This window comes from Streptomyces sp. PsTaAH-124, assembly GCF_000373685.1.
GTDB lineage: Bacteria > Actinomycetota > Actinomycetes > Streptomycetales > Streptomycetaceae > Streptomyces > Streptomyces andamanensis.
Map to the genome: position 1 here is coordinate 246,536 of NZ_KB892202.1, position 14,837 is coordinate 261,372.

14 protein-coding genes are annotated in these 14,837 nt (G+C 71.5%); 1 reads left to right on the forward strand and 13 read right to left on the reverse strand.

From position 1 onward, the window contains the following. Positions 1–273: 273 nt before the first annotated feature. The 11 genes from B086_RS0131055 to B086_RS0131105 form a co-directional block, all read right to left on the reverse strand. The gene (locus B086_RS0131055; RefSeq protein WP_018570334.1) at positions 274–3,126 is read right to left on the reverse strand and encodes a DEAD/DEAH box helicase; all 2,853 of its coding nucleotides are present in this window, start codon (positions 3,124–3,126) and stop codon (positions 274–276) included. Between the two features lie 146 nt (positions 3,127–3,272). Continuing rightward, positions 3,273–4,172, reverse strand: a complete 900-nt coding sequence (gene tatC, locus B086_RS0131060) for a twin-arginine translocase subunit TatC (RefSeq protein WP_018570335.1) — start codon at positions 4,170–4,172, stop codon at positions 3,273–3,275. A 95-nt stretch (positions 4,173–4,267) separates the two neighbouring features. Next, positions 4,268–4,561 (reverse strand): Sec-independent protein translocase subunit TatA, encoded by a 294-nt coding sequence (gene tatA, locus B086_RS0131065; protein WP_018570336.1) that lies wholly within the window; start codon positions 4,559–4,561, stop codon positions 4,268–4,270. A gap of 257 nt (positions 4,562–4,818) precedes the next feature. Beyond that, positions 4,819–5,013, reverse strand: a complete 195-nt coding sequence (locus B086_RS0131070) for a hypothetical protein (protein ID WP_018570337.1) — start codon at positions 5,011–5,013, stop codon at positions 4,819–4,821. Between the two features lie 54 nt (positions 5,014–5,067). Beyond that, on the reverse strand, positions 5,068–5,358 hold the full coding sequence (locus tag B086_RS0131075; RefSeq protein WP_018570338.1) for a hypothetical protein: 291 nt from the start codon (positions 5,356–5,358) through the stop codon (positions 5,068–5,070). Beyond that, positions 5,355–6,407, reverse strand: coding sequence for a helix-turn-helix transcriptional regulator (locus B086_RS0131080; RefSeq protein WP_018570339.1), 1,053 nt, complete (start codon positions 6,405–6,407; stop codon positions 5,355–5,357). The genes B086_RS0131075 and B086_RS0131080 overlap by 4 nt, the downstream gene beginning before the upstream one ends. Before the next feature lie 18 nt (positions 6,408–6,425). Next, on the reverse strand, positions 6,426–7,403 hold the full coding sequence (locus B086_RS0131085) for a helix-turn-helix transcriptional regulator (RefSeq protein WP_018570340.1): 978 nt from the start codon (positions 7,401–7,403) through the stop codon (positions 6,426–6,428). Between the two features lie 122 nt (positions 7,404–7,525). Beyond that, positions 7,526–7,897 (reverse strand): FKBP-type peptidyl-prolyl cis-trans isomerase, encoded by a 372-nt coding sequence (locus B086_RS0131090; RefSeq protein ID WP_018570341.1) that lies wholly within the window; start codon positions 7,895–7,897, stop codon positions 7,526–7,528. 61 nt (positions 7,898–7,958) lie between these two features. Beyond that, positions 7,959–8,975: an FKBP-type peptidyl-prolyl cis-trans isomerase gene (locus B086_RS0131095; protein WP_018570342.1), complete on the reverse strand. Its 1,017-nt coding sequence runs from the start codon at positions 8,973–8,975 to the stop codon at positions 7,959–7,961. A 158-nt stretch (positions 8,976–9,133) separates the two neighbouring features. Continuing rightward, a complete protein-coding gene (pafA, locus tag B086_RS0131100; protein ID WP_026252952.1) occupies positions 9,134–10,495 on the reverse strand; it encodes a Pup--protein ligase in 1,362 nt (453 codons plus the stop codon). A 9-nt stretch (positions 10,496–10,504) separates the two neighbouring features. After that, positions 10,505–11,773: an MFS transporter gene (locus tag B086_RS0131105; protein ID WP_018570344.1), complete on the reverse strand. Its 1,269-nt coding sequence runs from the start codon at positions 11,771–11,773 to the stop codon at positions 10,505–10,507. 162 nt (positions 11,774–11,935) lie between these two features. Between B086_RS0131105 and B086_RS0131110 the strand changes: the two genes are divergently transcribed. Then, the gene (locus B086_RS0131110; RefSeq protein WP_026252953.1) at positions 11,936–12,952 is read left to right on the forward strand and encodes a LacI family DNA-binding transcriptional regulator; all 1,017 of its coding nucleotides are present in this window, start codon (positions 11,936–11,938) and stop codon (positions 12,950–12,952) included. Between the two features lie 63 nt (positions 12,953–13,015). On the opposite strand, the gene prcA is transcribed toward B086_RS0131110, so the two are convergent. Next, positions 13,016–13,819, reverse strand: coding sequence for a proteasome subunit alpha (prcA, locus tag B086_RS0131115; protein ID WP_018570346.1), 804 nt, complete (start codon positions 13,817–13,819; stop codon positions 13,016–13,018). A 60-nt stretch (positions 13,820–13,879) separates the two neighbouring features. Then, positions 13,880–14,725 carry a proteasome subunit beta gene (gene prcB, locus B086_RS0131120; protein ID WP_037874232.1) on the reverse strand — a complete coding sequence of 282 codons (846 nt, stop codon included), beginning with the start codon at positions 14,723–14,725 and terminating at the stop codon, positions 13,880–13,882. Positions 14,726–14,837 lie beyond the last annotated feature (112 nt).

Below are 14,837 nucleotides of genomic sequence, written 5' to 3' on the forward strand. Positions count from 1 at the left end.
AACGCACGAATACCCATCAACTCGGTGCGCTGCGGGCGAGCTTAGTCCGACCGGATCAACGCCGTGTCATCTTCGGCAACCGCCTGAAACGGGCCGGGAGACTGGAGTACCCTCGACCGTTTCGCACGCCTCGGAATCGTTCGAACACCGAACGTGACGGCGTACGGGCATACGACGGCCCGTCACCGGGACGGGCGCGAAAAGGCCCTGGGGCGTGACCGTGCGCGGACCGACCGCACACCGTCACGCCCCAGGGCCCCGGGACGGGTGGACTCACCCGACCGACGAGTAGGCGACCACTCCCCTCAGCAGGCCGTCGACCGCCTTGCGCGCGTTCTTCGCCACGGTGGAGTCCTCCGTGGGAGCCGCCGCCGCGATCTGCCCGAGGACGTCGATGACCTGCTTGCACCAGCGCACGAAGTCGCCGGCCGGCATCTCCGCCTCGCGCAGCACCTCGTCGAGACCCTTGCCCGACGCCCACATGTACGCGGCCCAGGCGAAGCCGAGGTCGGGCTCGCGCTGGCCGACGCCCTCGGTCTGGCTGATCCGGAAGTCCTCCTCCAGGGCGTCCAGACGGCCCCAGATGCGCACCATCTCCCCGAGCGCCGCCTTCGCCCGGCCCGAGGGCAGCTTGGGCGCCATGGCGTCGTCGGCGGCCCGCGCCTCGTACACCAACGCGGAGACGCACGCGGCGAGTTCGGCCGGTCCCAGGTCCTCCCACACCCGCTCGCGCAGGCATTCGCTGGCGAGCAGGTCGAGTTCACCGTAGAGCCGGGCCAGGCGCTTGCCGTGCTCGGTCACCTCGTCACCGCGCAGATAGTCCAGCTCGGTCAGGAGCGCGACGATCCGGTCGAAGGTACGCGCGATGGTGTTCGTACGGCCCTCGATGCGGTGCTCCAGCTGCCGGGTGTCCCGCATCAGCCGGTGGTAGCGCTCGGCCCAGCGGGCGTGGTCCTCGCGGTCGTCGCAGCCGTGGCACGGGTGGGCCCGCAGGGCGGTGCGCAGCCGGGCGATCTCGCGGTCGTCGACCGCCTGCGAACGTCGCTTGCGGTGCCGCTCGGGCGGGATGTGCCCGGCCTTGGTGCGCAGCGCGGAGGCCAGGTCGCGGCGGGACTGCGGGGAACGCGGATTGAACGACTTCGGGATCCGCATCCGCTCCAGCGGCTCCACCGGCACCGGGAAGTCGATGGCGGCCAGCCGCTTGACCTGACGCTCGGCGGTCAGCACCAGCGGACGCGGGCCGTCCTGGTGATCGAAGCCGCGATGCCCGTGGGAACGGCCGGCCGGCAGCCCCGGATCCAGCACCAGCGCCAGGCCCGCGAACTTGCCGGTGGGCACATGGATGACGTCACCGGGCTTGAGCTTCTCCAGCGCCACGGCCGCCTCGGCCCGCCGCTGGGTGGCGCCCTGGCGGGCCAGTTCGTTCTCCCGGTCCTTCAGCTCGCGGCGCAGTCGCGCGTACTCCGTGAAGTCGCCGAGATGGCAGGTCATCGACTCCTTGTAGCCCGACAGGCCCTCCTCGTTGCGCTGCACCTGCCGGGAGATGCCGACGACCGAGCGGTCCGCCTGGAACTGCGCGAAGGAGGTCTCCAGCAGCTCCCGCGAGCGGTGCCGGCCGAACTGCTCGACCAGGTTGACCGCCATGTTGTACGACGGCTTGAAGCTGGAGCGCAGCGGATACGTACGCGTGCCCGCCAGCCCCGCCAGGTGCTCGGGGTTCATGGCGCGCTGCCACAGCACCACCGCGTGCCCCTCGACGTCGATGCCGCGGCGCCCGGCCCGGCCGGTGAGCTGGGTGTACTCGCCGGGGGTGATGTCGGCGTGCTGCTCGCCGTTCCACTTGACGAGCTTCTCCAGGACCACCGAGCGGGCCGGCATGTTGATGCCCAGGGCCAGGGTCTCGGTGGCGAAGACCGCCTTGACCAGGCCGCGTACGAACAGCTCCTCGACGACCTCCTTGAAGGTCGGGAGCATGCCCGCGTGGTGGGCGGCGATGCCGCGCTCCAGGCCCTCCAGCCATTCGTAGTAGCCGAGGACGTGCAGGTCCTCGCGCGGGATGGCGGCGGTGCGCTCCTCCACGAGGGCGCGGACCTGCTCCCGTGCCTCCTCGTCGTTGAGCCTGAGACCCGCGTACAGGCACTGCTGGACGGCGGCCTCGCAGGCGGCACGGCTGAAGATGAAGGTGATGGCGGGCAGCAGGCCCTCGGCGTCGAGCCGCTCGATCACCTCGGGGCGGCCCGGCGTCCAGATCCGGGTGCGCTGGCGGCGCTCGCGCTCGCGGTCCGCCTCGCGCATGTTCCGGCCGCGTCTGCGGTCCTGGTACGACGGCCTGCTGGCCTCCGTGCGGGCCAGGCGCATGAGGTCGGGGTTGACGGCCTTCTTGTGGCCCTCGCCCTCCTCGAACAGGTCGTACATCCGGCGCCCGGCCAGCACGTGCTGGAACAGCGGGACGGGGCGGTGCTCGGAGACGATCACCTCGGTGTCGCCGCGGACGGTGTCCAGCCAGTCACCGAACTCCTCGGCGTTGGACACGGTCGCCGACAGTGACACCAGCGTCACCGACTCGGGCAGGTGGATGATCACCTCCTCCCAGACGGCGCCGCGGAAGCGGTCGGAGAGGTAGTGCACCTCGTCCATGACCACATGGCCGAGGCCGCGCAGCGTCTGGGAGCCCGCGTACAGCATGTTCCGCAGGACCTCGGTGGTCATCACGACCACCGGGGCGTCGGAGTTCACGCTGTTGTCGCCGGTGAGCAGGCCCACCTTGTCGCTGCCGTAGCGGCGGCACAGGTCGGAGTACTTCTGGTTGGACAGCGCCTTGATGGGTGTCGTGTAGAAGCACTTCTTGCCCTGCTGGAGGGCGAGATGGACGGCGAACTCGCCCACGATCGTCTTGCCGGAGCCGGTGGGCGCGGCGACCAGCACGCCCTTGCCCGCCTCCAGGGCCTGGCAGGCCTCGATCTGGAACGGGTCGAGGCCGAAGTCGTACATCTCGCGGAAGCCCGCGAGCGCGGTGGCCTGCTCGGCAGCTCGCCTGCGCGCTGCCGCGTACCGCTCGGCCGGTGAGAGGTCCTGAGTCATCGTGCTTTCGAGCGTACCGGGCCGCACCGACAACAGGACGATCATTATCCCGATCCCCCGCCCCGCCGGGTCCGGCCCCGGGCGGCCGGGCCCTGACCGGCGGCCCGGCACACGCGAGGGCCGGCCGCTCGCGGGGCGAGAGGCCGGCCCTCGCGGACGCCTGCGGACGCCGGGGTCGGGTGAGGCCGGGGTCAGGTCACGTCGTCGTAGCCGTTGACCCGCTCGGGGCCGGACTGCTCGGGCACCGACCGGCCGGCGCCGACGGGCTCGATCTCGCCGATGTCCTCGGGCGTGAGGTCGAGGTCGGAGGCCTCGTCGTCGGACAGGCCGCCTCCCGCGCGCCGCTGCTTGCGGCGGTCGTTCAGCATGGAGAAGCCCACGGCGATGAAGAACAGTCCCCAGATCGGTGCCGCGAGGGACAGCATGGTCCCCGGGTCCGGGCTGGGCGTGGCCACGGCGGCGAAGGCCGCGATACCGACGATCATGCCGCGCCACCAGCCGAGCATGCGCCGGCCGGACAGCACACCGGTGAGGTTGAGCATGATCAGCAGCAGCGGCATCTCGAAGGCGAGGCCGAAGACGACGACCATGCGGATGCTCAGGTCGAGCAGATCGTCCAGGGGCAGCAGGTTCTCGGCGTTGCTGGGCGTCAGGTCGATCAGGAACTTCGCCGTCGTCGGCAGCACGTTGTAGGCGAGGTAGCCGCCGGCGAGGAAGAGGGGGAAGCCGAACGCCACGAAGGCGTAGGCGTACTTCTTCTCGTTGCGGTGCAGACCGGGCGCCACGAACGCCCACAGCTGGTACAGCCACACCGGCGACGCCAGCACGATGCCCGTCGTCAGCGCGACCTTCAGGGCCAGGGTGAAGGGCGCCAGCAGGCCGCTGACGGTGAGGTGCGCGCAGTGCACGTCCTTCGACTTGGCCAGATTCCCGAACGAGTCCGGGCATCCGATGGAGTCCAGCACCGGCCGGGTGATGAAGTCGGTGATGTCCTTGTAGTAGAAGGCCGCCGCCACCGTCACGACGAGGATCGCCAGGACACCCTTCGCGAGCCGGTTGCGCAGCTCGCGCAAGTGGTCCGCGAGCGGCATGCGCCCCTCGGGATCCCTCTCCTTTTTAAGGGCAGGTTTGAGCAACCCACTTCCTCATCTCGTGCAGTGGACCGGAGAAGGTCCCGGTCCTCGCGTCAGCGCTGGGTGGTCGTGTCCGTCGGCTCACCGACCGGGCGGGAGGTGGACACTTCACCGGGGGCCGCCTGGATCGTGCGCTGGGCCTGCTGCGCCTGCTCCTCCTCGGCCGGCTGGGCGGCGGTCGAGGACGCCTTGCCCTCGCCCTTCATCGCCTTGGCCTCGCTCTTGAGGATGCGCGCGGACTTGCCGAGCGAACGGGCCATGTCCGGAAGCTTCTTCGAGCCGAACACGAGGACGATCACGAGAATCAACAGCACCAGGTGCCACGGCTCGAGTGCGTTGCGGAACATCAGTCTTCACCTTCTCACTGAGGCGGGGCGGCTGGGCCTGCCCGACGGGACGGACAGGTGTCTGGCCATCGTGCTGACAGCGATCGTATCGCCCGGGGATGAACGCGAGACCATCCCCACGTGTACTCGTGCCGTGCGGACCGTGCCTCGTTTCCCGGGCCGCGCGTAGAGCGTACCCAGCCGGACCAGCGTGGGTACAGGCCGCAGTGCTCCACCAGAAGTGACGTTCGGGACCTCACAGGAGTTCCCGGTCCCCCTCACAGGGAGTCGGCGGCGCGCGCCGCGCTCACCGTCGCCCGCTCCAGGTCCTCGGCCGCCCTGCTGATGCGCCGCGCCGAGTCCGACACCTGCCGGCCGAGGCGCTGCGCCTCCAGGAAGACCCGGACCGCCAGCACACCGAGGACGACAAGTCCCACGAACCCCGCAGCTACCGCGATCATCGGCCACACCATGCCCCTGAGCCTAGACGGTCCGCGGACCCTCTGGGCACCGGCCGCCGGGCGGTCTCAGACGGCGTGCAGCCGCAGGGTCCTGACCCCGCCGCCGGTGAGCAGCTCCACGATGCGCTCCCCGGCCGGCTTGCGGACGGTGGCGGCGCACTCGGGACAGGTGAAGGAGTAGAAGGTGGTGCGGCTGGTGGCGCCGACGACCAGGCGCAGCGCGTCCGCGCCGAGTTCGAACCGGGCCCGGCAGTCGGGGCAGCAGGCGCGGAACAGCGCGGGTGTGACGTTGCGCATCCCGGCGAAGGCCGTCGCCACCGACATGCCCTGGCTCCCCGTCGCCGTCGGCTCGTTCACAGCGCCTGCTCCTGCCTGTCGTCGCCCCGGCCCGGCCCGGCCGAGCCGCCGCGTCCCGCCTGTGCCGCGATGCCGTCGTACGCCGCGAGCGCCTCGCGCGCCGCCTCCCGGGCGCTGTCGGCCAGCGCGCCCGGCGCCACGATCCGGCCGTCCGGGCCCAGCCGCAGCGCCAGCCGGCGCAGCGAGGCCGGGTCGGGGGTGCGCAGGGTGATGCGCAGTCCCCCGTCGGGCAGCTCCTCGGCGCTGTCGTGGGGGTAGTACTCGGCGACCCAGCGCCCGCCGGGACCGACCTCCACGACGACCTCGGGGTCCTCCGCCGCGGGCTGCACCAGCGCCTCGGACAGGTCCCGCAGCTCTATCTCCGGGGGCGCCGACGGCTCGTCGAGGATCTTGATCTCGGCGACGCGGTCCAGCCGGAAGGTGCGGCGCGCCTCGGAGCGGCGGCACCACGCCTCCACGTACGTGTGCCCGACGCTGACCAGGCGGATGGGGTCGATCTCGCGCTCGGTGACCTCGTCGCGCGCGGGCGAGTAGTAGCGGATCCACAGGCGGCGGCGCTCGGAGATGGCCCGGTCGACGTCGGCGAAGACGCCACCCTCGGACTCGAAGGTGACCGAGAGCCGCGAGCTGGCGCCCGCCGCCTCGCCCGCCGCCGTCTCCACCTTGGCGGTCGCCCGCAGCAGGGCCTGCCGGTCGCTCTCGCGCAGCCCCGGCAGGGTCGCCACCGCGCGGGCCGCCACCAGCAGGGCGGTCGCCTCGTCGGCGGCCAGCCGCAGCGGCTCGGCGGCGTCGGCGCCGAGCGCGGCGGGGTTGTGCCACCAGATGCGCTCGCCGTCGGTGTCGATGTCGAGCAGGTCGCCGCCGCGGAAGCTGGTGCCGCACATGGGCAGCACATCGAGGTCGGAGACCAGCTCGTCCTCGCTGATGCCGAAGGCGCGCGCGACGTCCTCGATCCGGGCGCCGGGCCGCTCCCTGAGATACGTCACCAGGGACAGCATCCGCCGGGTCTGGTCGATGGCGTTCGCGGGCCTGACCGGTTTGCCTGCCACAGTGTTGCTCGCTCCCCCTCAGCCCTTGGCCACGGCGCGCAGCCGGTCCACCACGTCGGCGCGCAGCTCGGCCGGTTCCAGCACCAGCACGTCCGGTCCGAACTCCACCAGCCAGGCATCCAGTCCGTGCCCGTACGGGATCTCCAACTCGTCCCAGCCGTCGCCGAGTTCCCGGACGACGGTGGCCTTCGCCCGAAGGGGGTACCCCGCGCCCGAGCGCAGCCGGATGCGCGCCGAGCGGTCGGCGATCTCCCCGGCCCAGCTCGCGACGGTCTCGCGGACGGTCACGACGTCCGGGACGGGCGCGGTGAAGCGGGCGCCGCGCGAGCGCACCTTGCCGGTGATCCGGGAGAGCCGGAACACCCGCTCGGCGCCGCGGTCGCGGTCGAACCCGGCCAGGTACCAGTGGCCGCGCCAGCACTCCAGGGCCCATGGCTCGACATGGCGGGGCTCGGGACGGGCGGCGCTGGCCTTGCGGTAGTCGAAGAGCACCGGGCGGCGGTCGCGGCAGGCCAGCATCAGCGGTTCGAAGGCCGCCTCGTGCACCGGGATGCGCGGTTCCAGCGCGCTGTGCGCCTCGTACGGGTCGACGTCCTCGGGCAGTCCGGCCGCGCGCAGCTTCTGTAGAGCGCCGCTGGCGGCACCGGCCAGCCGGGCCTGCTGCCAGACCTTGGCGGCCAGGCCGAGGGCGGCGGCCTCCTCGGCGTCCAGGGTGATGGGCGGCAGCCGGTTGCTGTCCCGGCGCGCCAGATAGCCGATCTCGCCGTCCAGGCTCTCCACGGTCTCGATGACCAGGCCCAGCTCGCGCAGATCGTCCTTGTCCCGCTCGAACATGCGGTTGAAGGAGTCGTCGGACCCGGAGGCGGACCGCTCGGGCCCGAACGCCTCGACATAGGCCTCGATGGACTCGCGCAGCTCACGTTTGCTGAGCGGGCGGCGGGTCCCCAGCAGGCACAGCGCCAGATTCATCAGCCGCTCGGCCTTGGCAATCGCCATCGACGCCCGTCACCTTCCTCATGGTGCCTACTGCCGATGACCGTACCGCTCCGGGGCGCGGTGACCAAAGCCGAGGGCCCATGCCCGGCGGGCACGGGCCCCAGACGGCCGGACCGGGGTGATCAGACGCCGAGCAGGTCCACGACGAAGATCAGGGTCTCGCCGGGCTTGATGGCCGGGGTCGGGCTCTGGTCGCCGTAGGCGAGGTGGGCCGGGATGGTCAGCTGGCGACGGCCGCCGACCTTCATGCCCTGCACGCCCTGGTCCCAGCCCTTGATGACCCGGCCGCCGCCGAGCGGGAAGCGGAAGGGAGTGCCGCGGTTCCAGCTGGCGTCGAACTCCTCGCCGGTGCTGAAGGCGACGCCCACGTAGTGGACGGTGACGGTCTGACCCGCCTGCGCGACCTCGCCGTCGCCCTCCCAGATGTCCTTGATCTCCAGGTCCGCCGGGGGCTCGCCGCCCGGGAAGTCGATCTCGGGCTTGTCGATGCTCACGTCTCTAGCTCCTGCTTGTCTCTCGGAAAGGCAACGGCGACAGTCTTACATCCCCGACGGCTCACATCGCGGCCAGGATGTCCACGGAGAACACCAGTGTCGAGTCCTTCTTGATGCCGCTGTCCGGCGGCGGGTTGTCGCCGTAGCCCAGGGACGGCGGGATGACGATCAGGACGCGGCTGCCGACCTTCTTGCCGGTCAGGCCCTGCGCCCACCCCTTGACGACCTGCTGGAGCGAGAACGACGTGAGCTGGTTGCGCTTGTACGTCGAGTCGAACTCCTTGCCGCCGTCCCACAGCACGCCCTTGTACTGCACGAGCACGGTGCTGTCCGCCTTGACGACCGGGCCGTCGCCCTCGATGACGTTCTCCGCGACGAGCTTCTTGGGCGCCGCCGTCTTCGGCAGCTCGATGGAGGGCGCCGCGCCGTCGGTGTTCGTCCCGACCTTCGGCAGGTTCGCGTCGTTCTGCGGGACGTCCTTGCCCTTGGCGGAGCTCTTGGAGTTGAAGGCGTCCTGCACATCGACCACGAAGACCAGCGTGTCGGTGCCCTTGATGCCCGCCTGGGCGTTGCCCTGCGCGCCGTAGCCCCAGGTCGGCGGGACCGAGAACTCCACCCTGCTGCCGACCTTCTTGCCGGCCAGCGCATAGCGCCAGCCGTCGATGATCGTGCCCTGGGCGAGCTGGATGAGCAGGGGTGTCTTGCGGTCGTAGGAGTTGTCGAAGACCTTCGCGGTGTCCCAGACCTGGCCCAGGTAGTGCGCCTGCACGTAGTCGTTCTCCGCGAGGGTGCGGCCGCCGCCAGCGATCACCGTCTTGACCGCGAGGTCCTTGGACGGGGCGCCGCTGCCCTTGGCGACGGTCGGCTTCTCGCCGAACTTGGTGCCCGCGGTGATCGCCGGGAGCGGGCCGGAGACGATCTTCGGGGGTGGCGCGGCCGACGAGGTCGCCGGCGCGCTGGGCGACGGCGACTGCGAGGCGCTGTCACCGTCGCTGCCCGAGCCGGACTTGTCGTTGCCGCAGGCGGCCAGGGTGACCAGTCCCGCGGGGGCGAAGAGGAGCAGAGAGCGTCGGCGCACGGTGGGCCTCGTAATCGGTCGATCTTGTGGTTGGCGTGCGCGCAACTCTACGGGTCGAGAAGGGCGCCGCACGTGAAACGTACGGCGCCCGTGTGGCGTTCCGGTGATTCGTGCGGAACGCGTGCCTCACCCCGCGGGACCCGGCCGGTCCCGCGGGCTCACATTCCGGCGATCAGCTTCTCGACCCGGTCGTCGACCGAACGGAACGGGTCCTTGCACAACACCGTGCGCTGCGCCTGGTCGTTGAGCTTCAGATGCACCCAGTCGACCGTGAAGTCCCGGCGCTGCTCCTGCGCCCGCCGGATGAAGTCGCCGCGCAGCCGCGCCCGAGTGGTCTGCGGCGGCACGGACTTGCCCTCGAAGATCTTCAGGTCGTTGCAGATCCGGGTGGCGCGGCCCTTCTTCTCCAGCAGGTAGTACAGCCCCCGGCGGCGGTGGATGTCGTGGTACGCGAGGTCTATCTGAGCGACCCTCGGATTCGACATGGTCATGTTGTGCTTGGCCCGGTAGCGCTCGATCAGCTGGTACTTCATCACCCAGTCGATCTCGGTGCCGATCCGGTCGAGGTCCTCCGCCTCGATCGCGTCGAGCGTGCGGCCCCACAGCTCCAGCACCCGCTCCACCACACCGGTGCGGATGCCGCGCCGCTCGCAGAAGTCCACGGCCTTCTCGTAGTACTCCCGCTGCACCTCCAGGGCGGAGGCCTCGCGGCCGCTGGCCAGGCGCACCTTGCGGCGGCCCGTGATGTCATGGCTGACCTCGCGGATCGCCCGGATCGGGTTCTCCAGGGTGAGGTCGCGCATCACGGTGCCCGCCTCGATCATCCGCAGCACCAGGTCGGTGGCGCCGACCTTGAGCAGCATGGTCGTCTCGGACATGTTGGAGTCGCCCACGATCACATGGAGCCGGCGGTAGCGCTCGGCGTCCGCGTGCGGTTCGTCGCGGGTGTTGATGATGGGCCGAGAGCGGGTCGTCGCCGAGGAGACGCCCTCCCAGATGTGCTCGGCCCGCTGGCTCACGCAGTACACCGCCCCGCGCGGGGTCTGGAGCACCTTTCCGGCGCCGCACAGCAGCTGCCGGGTGACCAGGAACGGGATGAGGATGTCCGCGAGCCTCGAGAACTCCCCGTGCCGCGCCACCAGATAGTTCTCGTGGCAGCCGTAGGAGTTGCCCGCCGAGTCCGTGTTGTTCTTGAAGAGGTAGACGTCGCCCGCGATTCCCTCCTCGTGCAGGCGTCGTTCCGCGTCTACCAGGAGTCCTTCGAGAATGCGCTCTCCGGCCTTGTCGTGGGTGACCAGTTCGATCACATTGTCACATTCGGGTGTGGCGTATTCCGGATGTGACCCCACGTCGAGATAGAGCCGGGCGCCGTTTCGCAGAAAGACATTGCTGCTGCGGCCCCATGACACGACACGGCGGAAGAGGTACCGCGCCACCTCGTCAGGCGACAGGCGGCGCTGTCCCCTGAACGTGCACGTGACGCCGTACTCGTTCTCCAGCCCGAAAATGCGGCGGTCCATGACTGAACATTACGCCCGATCCCCCGAGCTGAAACGGGGTTCGGCAGCACGATTTGGATCATTTTCCGATGAAGCGGCAACGACCGCCTCTCCACCGGGAGGTGCGAGGACCGGTCCGGTGGCCAGCAGCACCAGCAGCGACACGGCGCCCGCCACGGCCGGCAGGGCGAATCCCCCCAGCGCGCCGCCCGACTGGACCACCGGTCCCGCGACCCCGGTCCCCACCGACGTGCCCACGGTGAACGTGGTCACCAGCCAGGAGAACGCCTCCGTCACCGTCCCCCGCGGCGCGTGCCGGTCCACGATGATGAACGCGCAGGCGATGCACGGCGCCAGGAACACCCCGGAGACCACCGTCAGCAGCACCATGGCCACCGCGCCCGGCATCAGCGTCAGCGGCACGTAACACACCGCCAGAAGCGCCACCAGCACCCGCAGTCGCCGCTCGGGCGCGCCCGGCCACTCCCGCGCCCCGTAGACCGCCCCGCCGGCCAGCGCGCCCAGGCCCAGCGCCGCCATCAGCCAGCCGTACACCGCGTCACCGCCGTGCGCGTCCGCGTACGGCACCGCCGCCACCGTGATGGAGCCCAGCGCGATCCCGACGAACAGGAACGCGCCCAGCAGCACCAGCAGACCGGGCGAGCGCAGCGCGCCCAGCCAGTGCGCCTCGCGCGGCGCCGAACGCCACGCCCGCGAGGGCGGCGAGAGGACCACCGACAGCGCGCCGAGCACCCCCACGGCGTTCAGCAGCACCAGGGCGGCCTGCGCGGACCACAGCGACACGCACAGCGTCACCAGCAGCGGCCCGACGGTGAACATGACCTCCTGCGCCACCGCGTCCATGGCGTACGCCGTGTGCAGCTGCTCCTCGCGGCGCAGCACGGCGGGCCACAGGGCGCGCAGGCCGCCCTCCAGGGGCGGGGTGAAGAGCCCGGCCGCGGCCACGGCGCTCCAGGCCAGGCCGGGCGGCTCGGTGCCGGTGCAGGCGAAGACGGTCATGGCCGCGCCCGCGGCGAGCGCGGCGGGCAGCTGGACGCGCGGCTGCCCGTACAGGTCGACCAGACGGCCGAGGACGGGCTGGCCCACCGCGTTGGCGACGCCGTACACCGCCGCCAGCGCCCCCGCCAGGCTGTACGAGCCTCCCTCGGCGCGCACGAACAGCACGATCGCGATCGCCGCGGTGGCGTTCGGCAGCCGACCCACGAGCGTGCCCGCCAGCAGCCGGGCGGCGTGCCGCGCCCCGAGGATCTCCAGGTACCCCGCGAATCCCGCGGCCATCGCGTGTCCTCCAGGACGTAGACGTCGGAAGTGTTACGTATAACTTCCGCCGCCATACGTACCATGTGCGCTGTTCACCCGTCCAGACGACCGCGACCGGCCGCACGCGCGCACGCACACCCGGGGCACCCGGGCGGCCCGAGGCAGAGGAGCAACAGCACGGTGGCACGAGGAAGCACCCGGCCCACCAGCCGCGACGTGGCCCAGGCCGCCGGAGTCTCCCAGGCCGCCGTCTCCCTGGTCCTGGGCGACAAGTGGCGCGGCCGGGTCTCGGAGCCGACCGCCGAGCGGGTCCGCGAGGCCGCCCGCGACCTCGGCTACCGGCCCAACCTCGCCGCGCGCAACCTGCGCCTGGGCCACACCCGGACCGTGCTCCTGGTCGTCCCGGCGCTGACCACCGAGTTCTTCGCCGGTGTCTACACCGGCGCCGCCCGGGTCGCCGCCGAGCACGGCTTCGGCGTGGTCCTCTACCCCTCCCCCGAGGGCATCGGCCCTGCCAGGAATCCCTTCGCCTCCGCCCAGGCCGCCCTGGACGGGGTGATCGCCTCCTCCATGGCCGCCGACGCGCTCACCGCCATCCGCGGCGACCAGCTGCCGCTGGTCATGCTGGACAGCGACCCGGCGGGCAGCCTCGGCGCCGCGACGGTGAACCTGGACATCGCCGACGGCGTCCGCCAGGTCGCCGCGCATCTGCTCGGCCTCGGCCACCGGCGCTTCCTGCACCTCGCGGCCGACGTGCCGTCCTGGACCTTCGAGGTGCGGGCCCGGGAACTGGCCGCCCGCCTGGCCGCGGTGCCGGGCACCTCGCTGCGCACCGCCCGCGCCCCGATCTCCATCGAGGACGCCCGCGCCGCCACCGAGGCCGCGCTCGGCGCCCCGGGGCCGCGCCCCACCGCCCTGGTCTGCGACGACGACAAGCTGGCCGCGGGCGCCTACAAGGCCCTGCGGGGGCTCGGGCTGCGCGTGCCCGACGACATCTCCGTCACCGGTCTGGACGACCTGGCCCTGGCCACCGCCATCGACCCCGAGCTGACCACCGTACGGCTGGACGCGGAGACCTTCGGCGCCCGCGGTATGCACGCTCTGCTGGCCGTCCTGGCGGGCCGTACGCCCGACGGCGGGGACATCCCCGTCGAACTGGTCGTCCGCGGCTCCACGGCCCCGCCCGGCGCCTCCTGAGACGCCGGTGCCCCGGCCGCGGCGTCGCAGGGACACCGGCCGGGGCAGCCGGAACGGCGGGAACTACTTCTCGCTGGTGCCGGTGCTGTCGGAACCGCCGGAACCTTCGGCGCCACCGGCGCCGTCGGTGTCCTCCGGCTCGTCGCTGTCCTCGGAGATGTCCGGGCTGCCGCCCTCCAGCAGCCGGGCCAGCTGGCGGCCCACGATGCGCTTGAACTTGCGCTGCTGCGGACGCGTGCGGTCCAGCACCGCCACCTCGAGGCGCTCGGCGGGGATCTCCCGCTCGCTGCCGTTGGTGTCGCGGGACAGCGCCTGCACCGCCAGCTTCAGCGCCTCGGCCAGCGTCATCCCGTCCTGGTGGCGCTGGTCCAGGTAGCCGCTGATCTGCTCGGCGTTGCCGCCGACCGCGACCGAGCCGTGCTCGTCGACGATCGACCCGTCGTGCGGCAGCCGGTAGATCTGGTCGCCCTCCGGGGTCTCCCCCACCTCGGCGACCACCAGCTCCACCTCGTACGGCTTCTCGGCCGCGCTGGAGAAGATCGTGCCGAGCGTCTGGGCGTAGACGTTGGCCAGGCCACGGGCCGTGACGTCGTCCCGGTCGTAGGTGTAGCCCCGCAGGTCGGCGTAGCGGACACCGCCGATGCGCAGGTTCTCGTACTCGTTGTACTTGCCGGCGGCGGCGAAGCCGATCCGGTCGTAGATCTCGCTGAACTTGTGCAGCGCGCGGGACGGATTCTCGCCGACGAACACGATGCCGTCGGCGTACTGGAGCACGACCAGGCTGCGGCCGCGGGCGATGCCCTTGCGGGCGTACTCCGCCCGGTCGGCCATGGCCTGCTGGGGTGAGACATAGAACGGCGTCGACACCGGTTATCCGTCCCTTTCTGTAGAGGTCACTCGATCACCCTGGGCAAGATCCGGCCGCGGCTACAGCAGCGCGGCGCGCGGTCCGTCCGGCTGCTCCAGACGCCGCTGGAGCACCGAGCGGGCGATCTCGGAGGACTCGTCGTCGGTGAGCCGGCGGAAGCCGTCATCGGTGATCACGGTGACGATCGGATAGATCCGGCGGGCGACGTCGGGACCACCGGTCGCCGAGTCGTCGTCTGCCGCGTCGTACAGGGCCTGCACCACCAGTGTGGTCGCCTCGGCCTCGGTCAGGTCGGTGCGGAAGAGCTTCTTCATGGCGCCGCGCGCGAACACCGAGCCGGAGCCCGTGGCCGCGTAGCCGTGCTCCTCGCTGCGGCCGCCGGTCACGTCGTAGGAGAAGATGCGGCCCTTGTCGCGGTCCACGTCGTACCCCGCGAAGAGCGGCACCACGGCCAGGCCCTGCATGGCCATGCCGAGGTTGGACCGGATCATGGTGGACAGGCGGTTGGCCTTGCCCTCCAGCGAGAGCTGCGCGCCCTCGACCTTCTCGAAGTGCTCCAGCTCCAGCTGGAACAGCTTGACCATCTCCACGGCCAGGCCCGCCGTGCCGGCGATGCCGACGGCGGAGTACTCGTCCGCCGGGAACACCTTCTCGATGTCCCGCTGCGCGATCACATTGCCCATCGTGGCCCGGCGGTCACCGGCCAGCACGACGCCCCCGGGGAAGCTCACGGCCACGATCGTCGTGCCGTGCGGCGCCTCCAGCACGCCCTGCGCGGGCGGGAGCTGCCGCTTGCCGGGCAGCAGCTCGGGCTGGTGCTCGGAGAGGAAGTCCATGAAGGACGAGGACCCGGGCGTCAGGAAGGCAGCTGGTAGACGCCCGGTGCTACGAGTGTTGGCTTCCACGCGATTCCTTCCACGTAAGACTGCGGCCCCGCCGGGGACGGCCGAGCCGATCATCAAATCTGTGCACGGACCCTACCCGTGCCGACGCCGGTCATCCGTCCCGGCACCGGCC

Coding starts and splice junctions, on each gene's coding strand:
- B086_RS0131055 (WP_018570334.1), bottom strand. CDS start 3,126: ATGATCGTCCTGTTGTCGGTGCGGCCCGGTACGCTCGAAAGCACGATG.
- tatC (WP_018570335.1), bottom strand. CDS start 4,172: ATGCCGCTCGCGGACCACTTGCGCGAGCTGCGCAACCGGCTCGCGAAG.
- tatA (WP_018570336.1), bottom strand. CDS start 4,561: ATGTTCCGCAACGCACTCGAGCCGTGGCACCTGGTGCTGTTGATTCTC.
- B086_RS0131070 (WP_018570337.1), bottom strand. CDS start 5,013: ATGGTGTGGCCGATGATCGCGGTAGCTGCGGGGTTCGTGGGACTTGTC.
- B086_RS0131085 (WP_018570340.1), bottom strand. CDS start 7,403: ATGGCGATTGCCAAGGCCGAGCGGCTGATGAATCTGGCGCTGTGCCTG.
- pafA (WP_026252952.1), bottom strand. CDS start 10,495: ATGGACCGCCGCATTTTCGGGCTGGAGAACGAGTACGGCGTCACGTGC.
- B086_RS0131105 (WP_018570344.1), bottom strand. CDS start 11,773: ATGGCCGCGGGATTCGCGGGGTACCTGGAGATCCTCGGGGCGCGGCAC.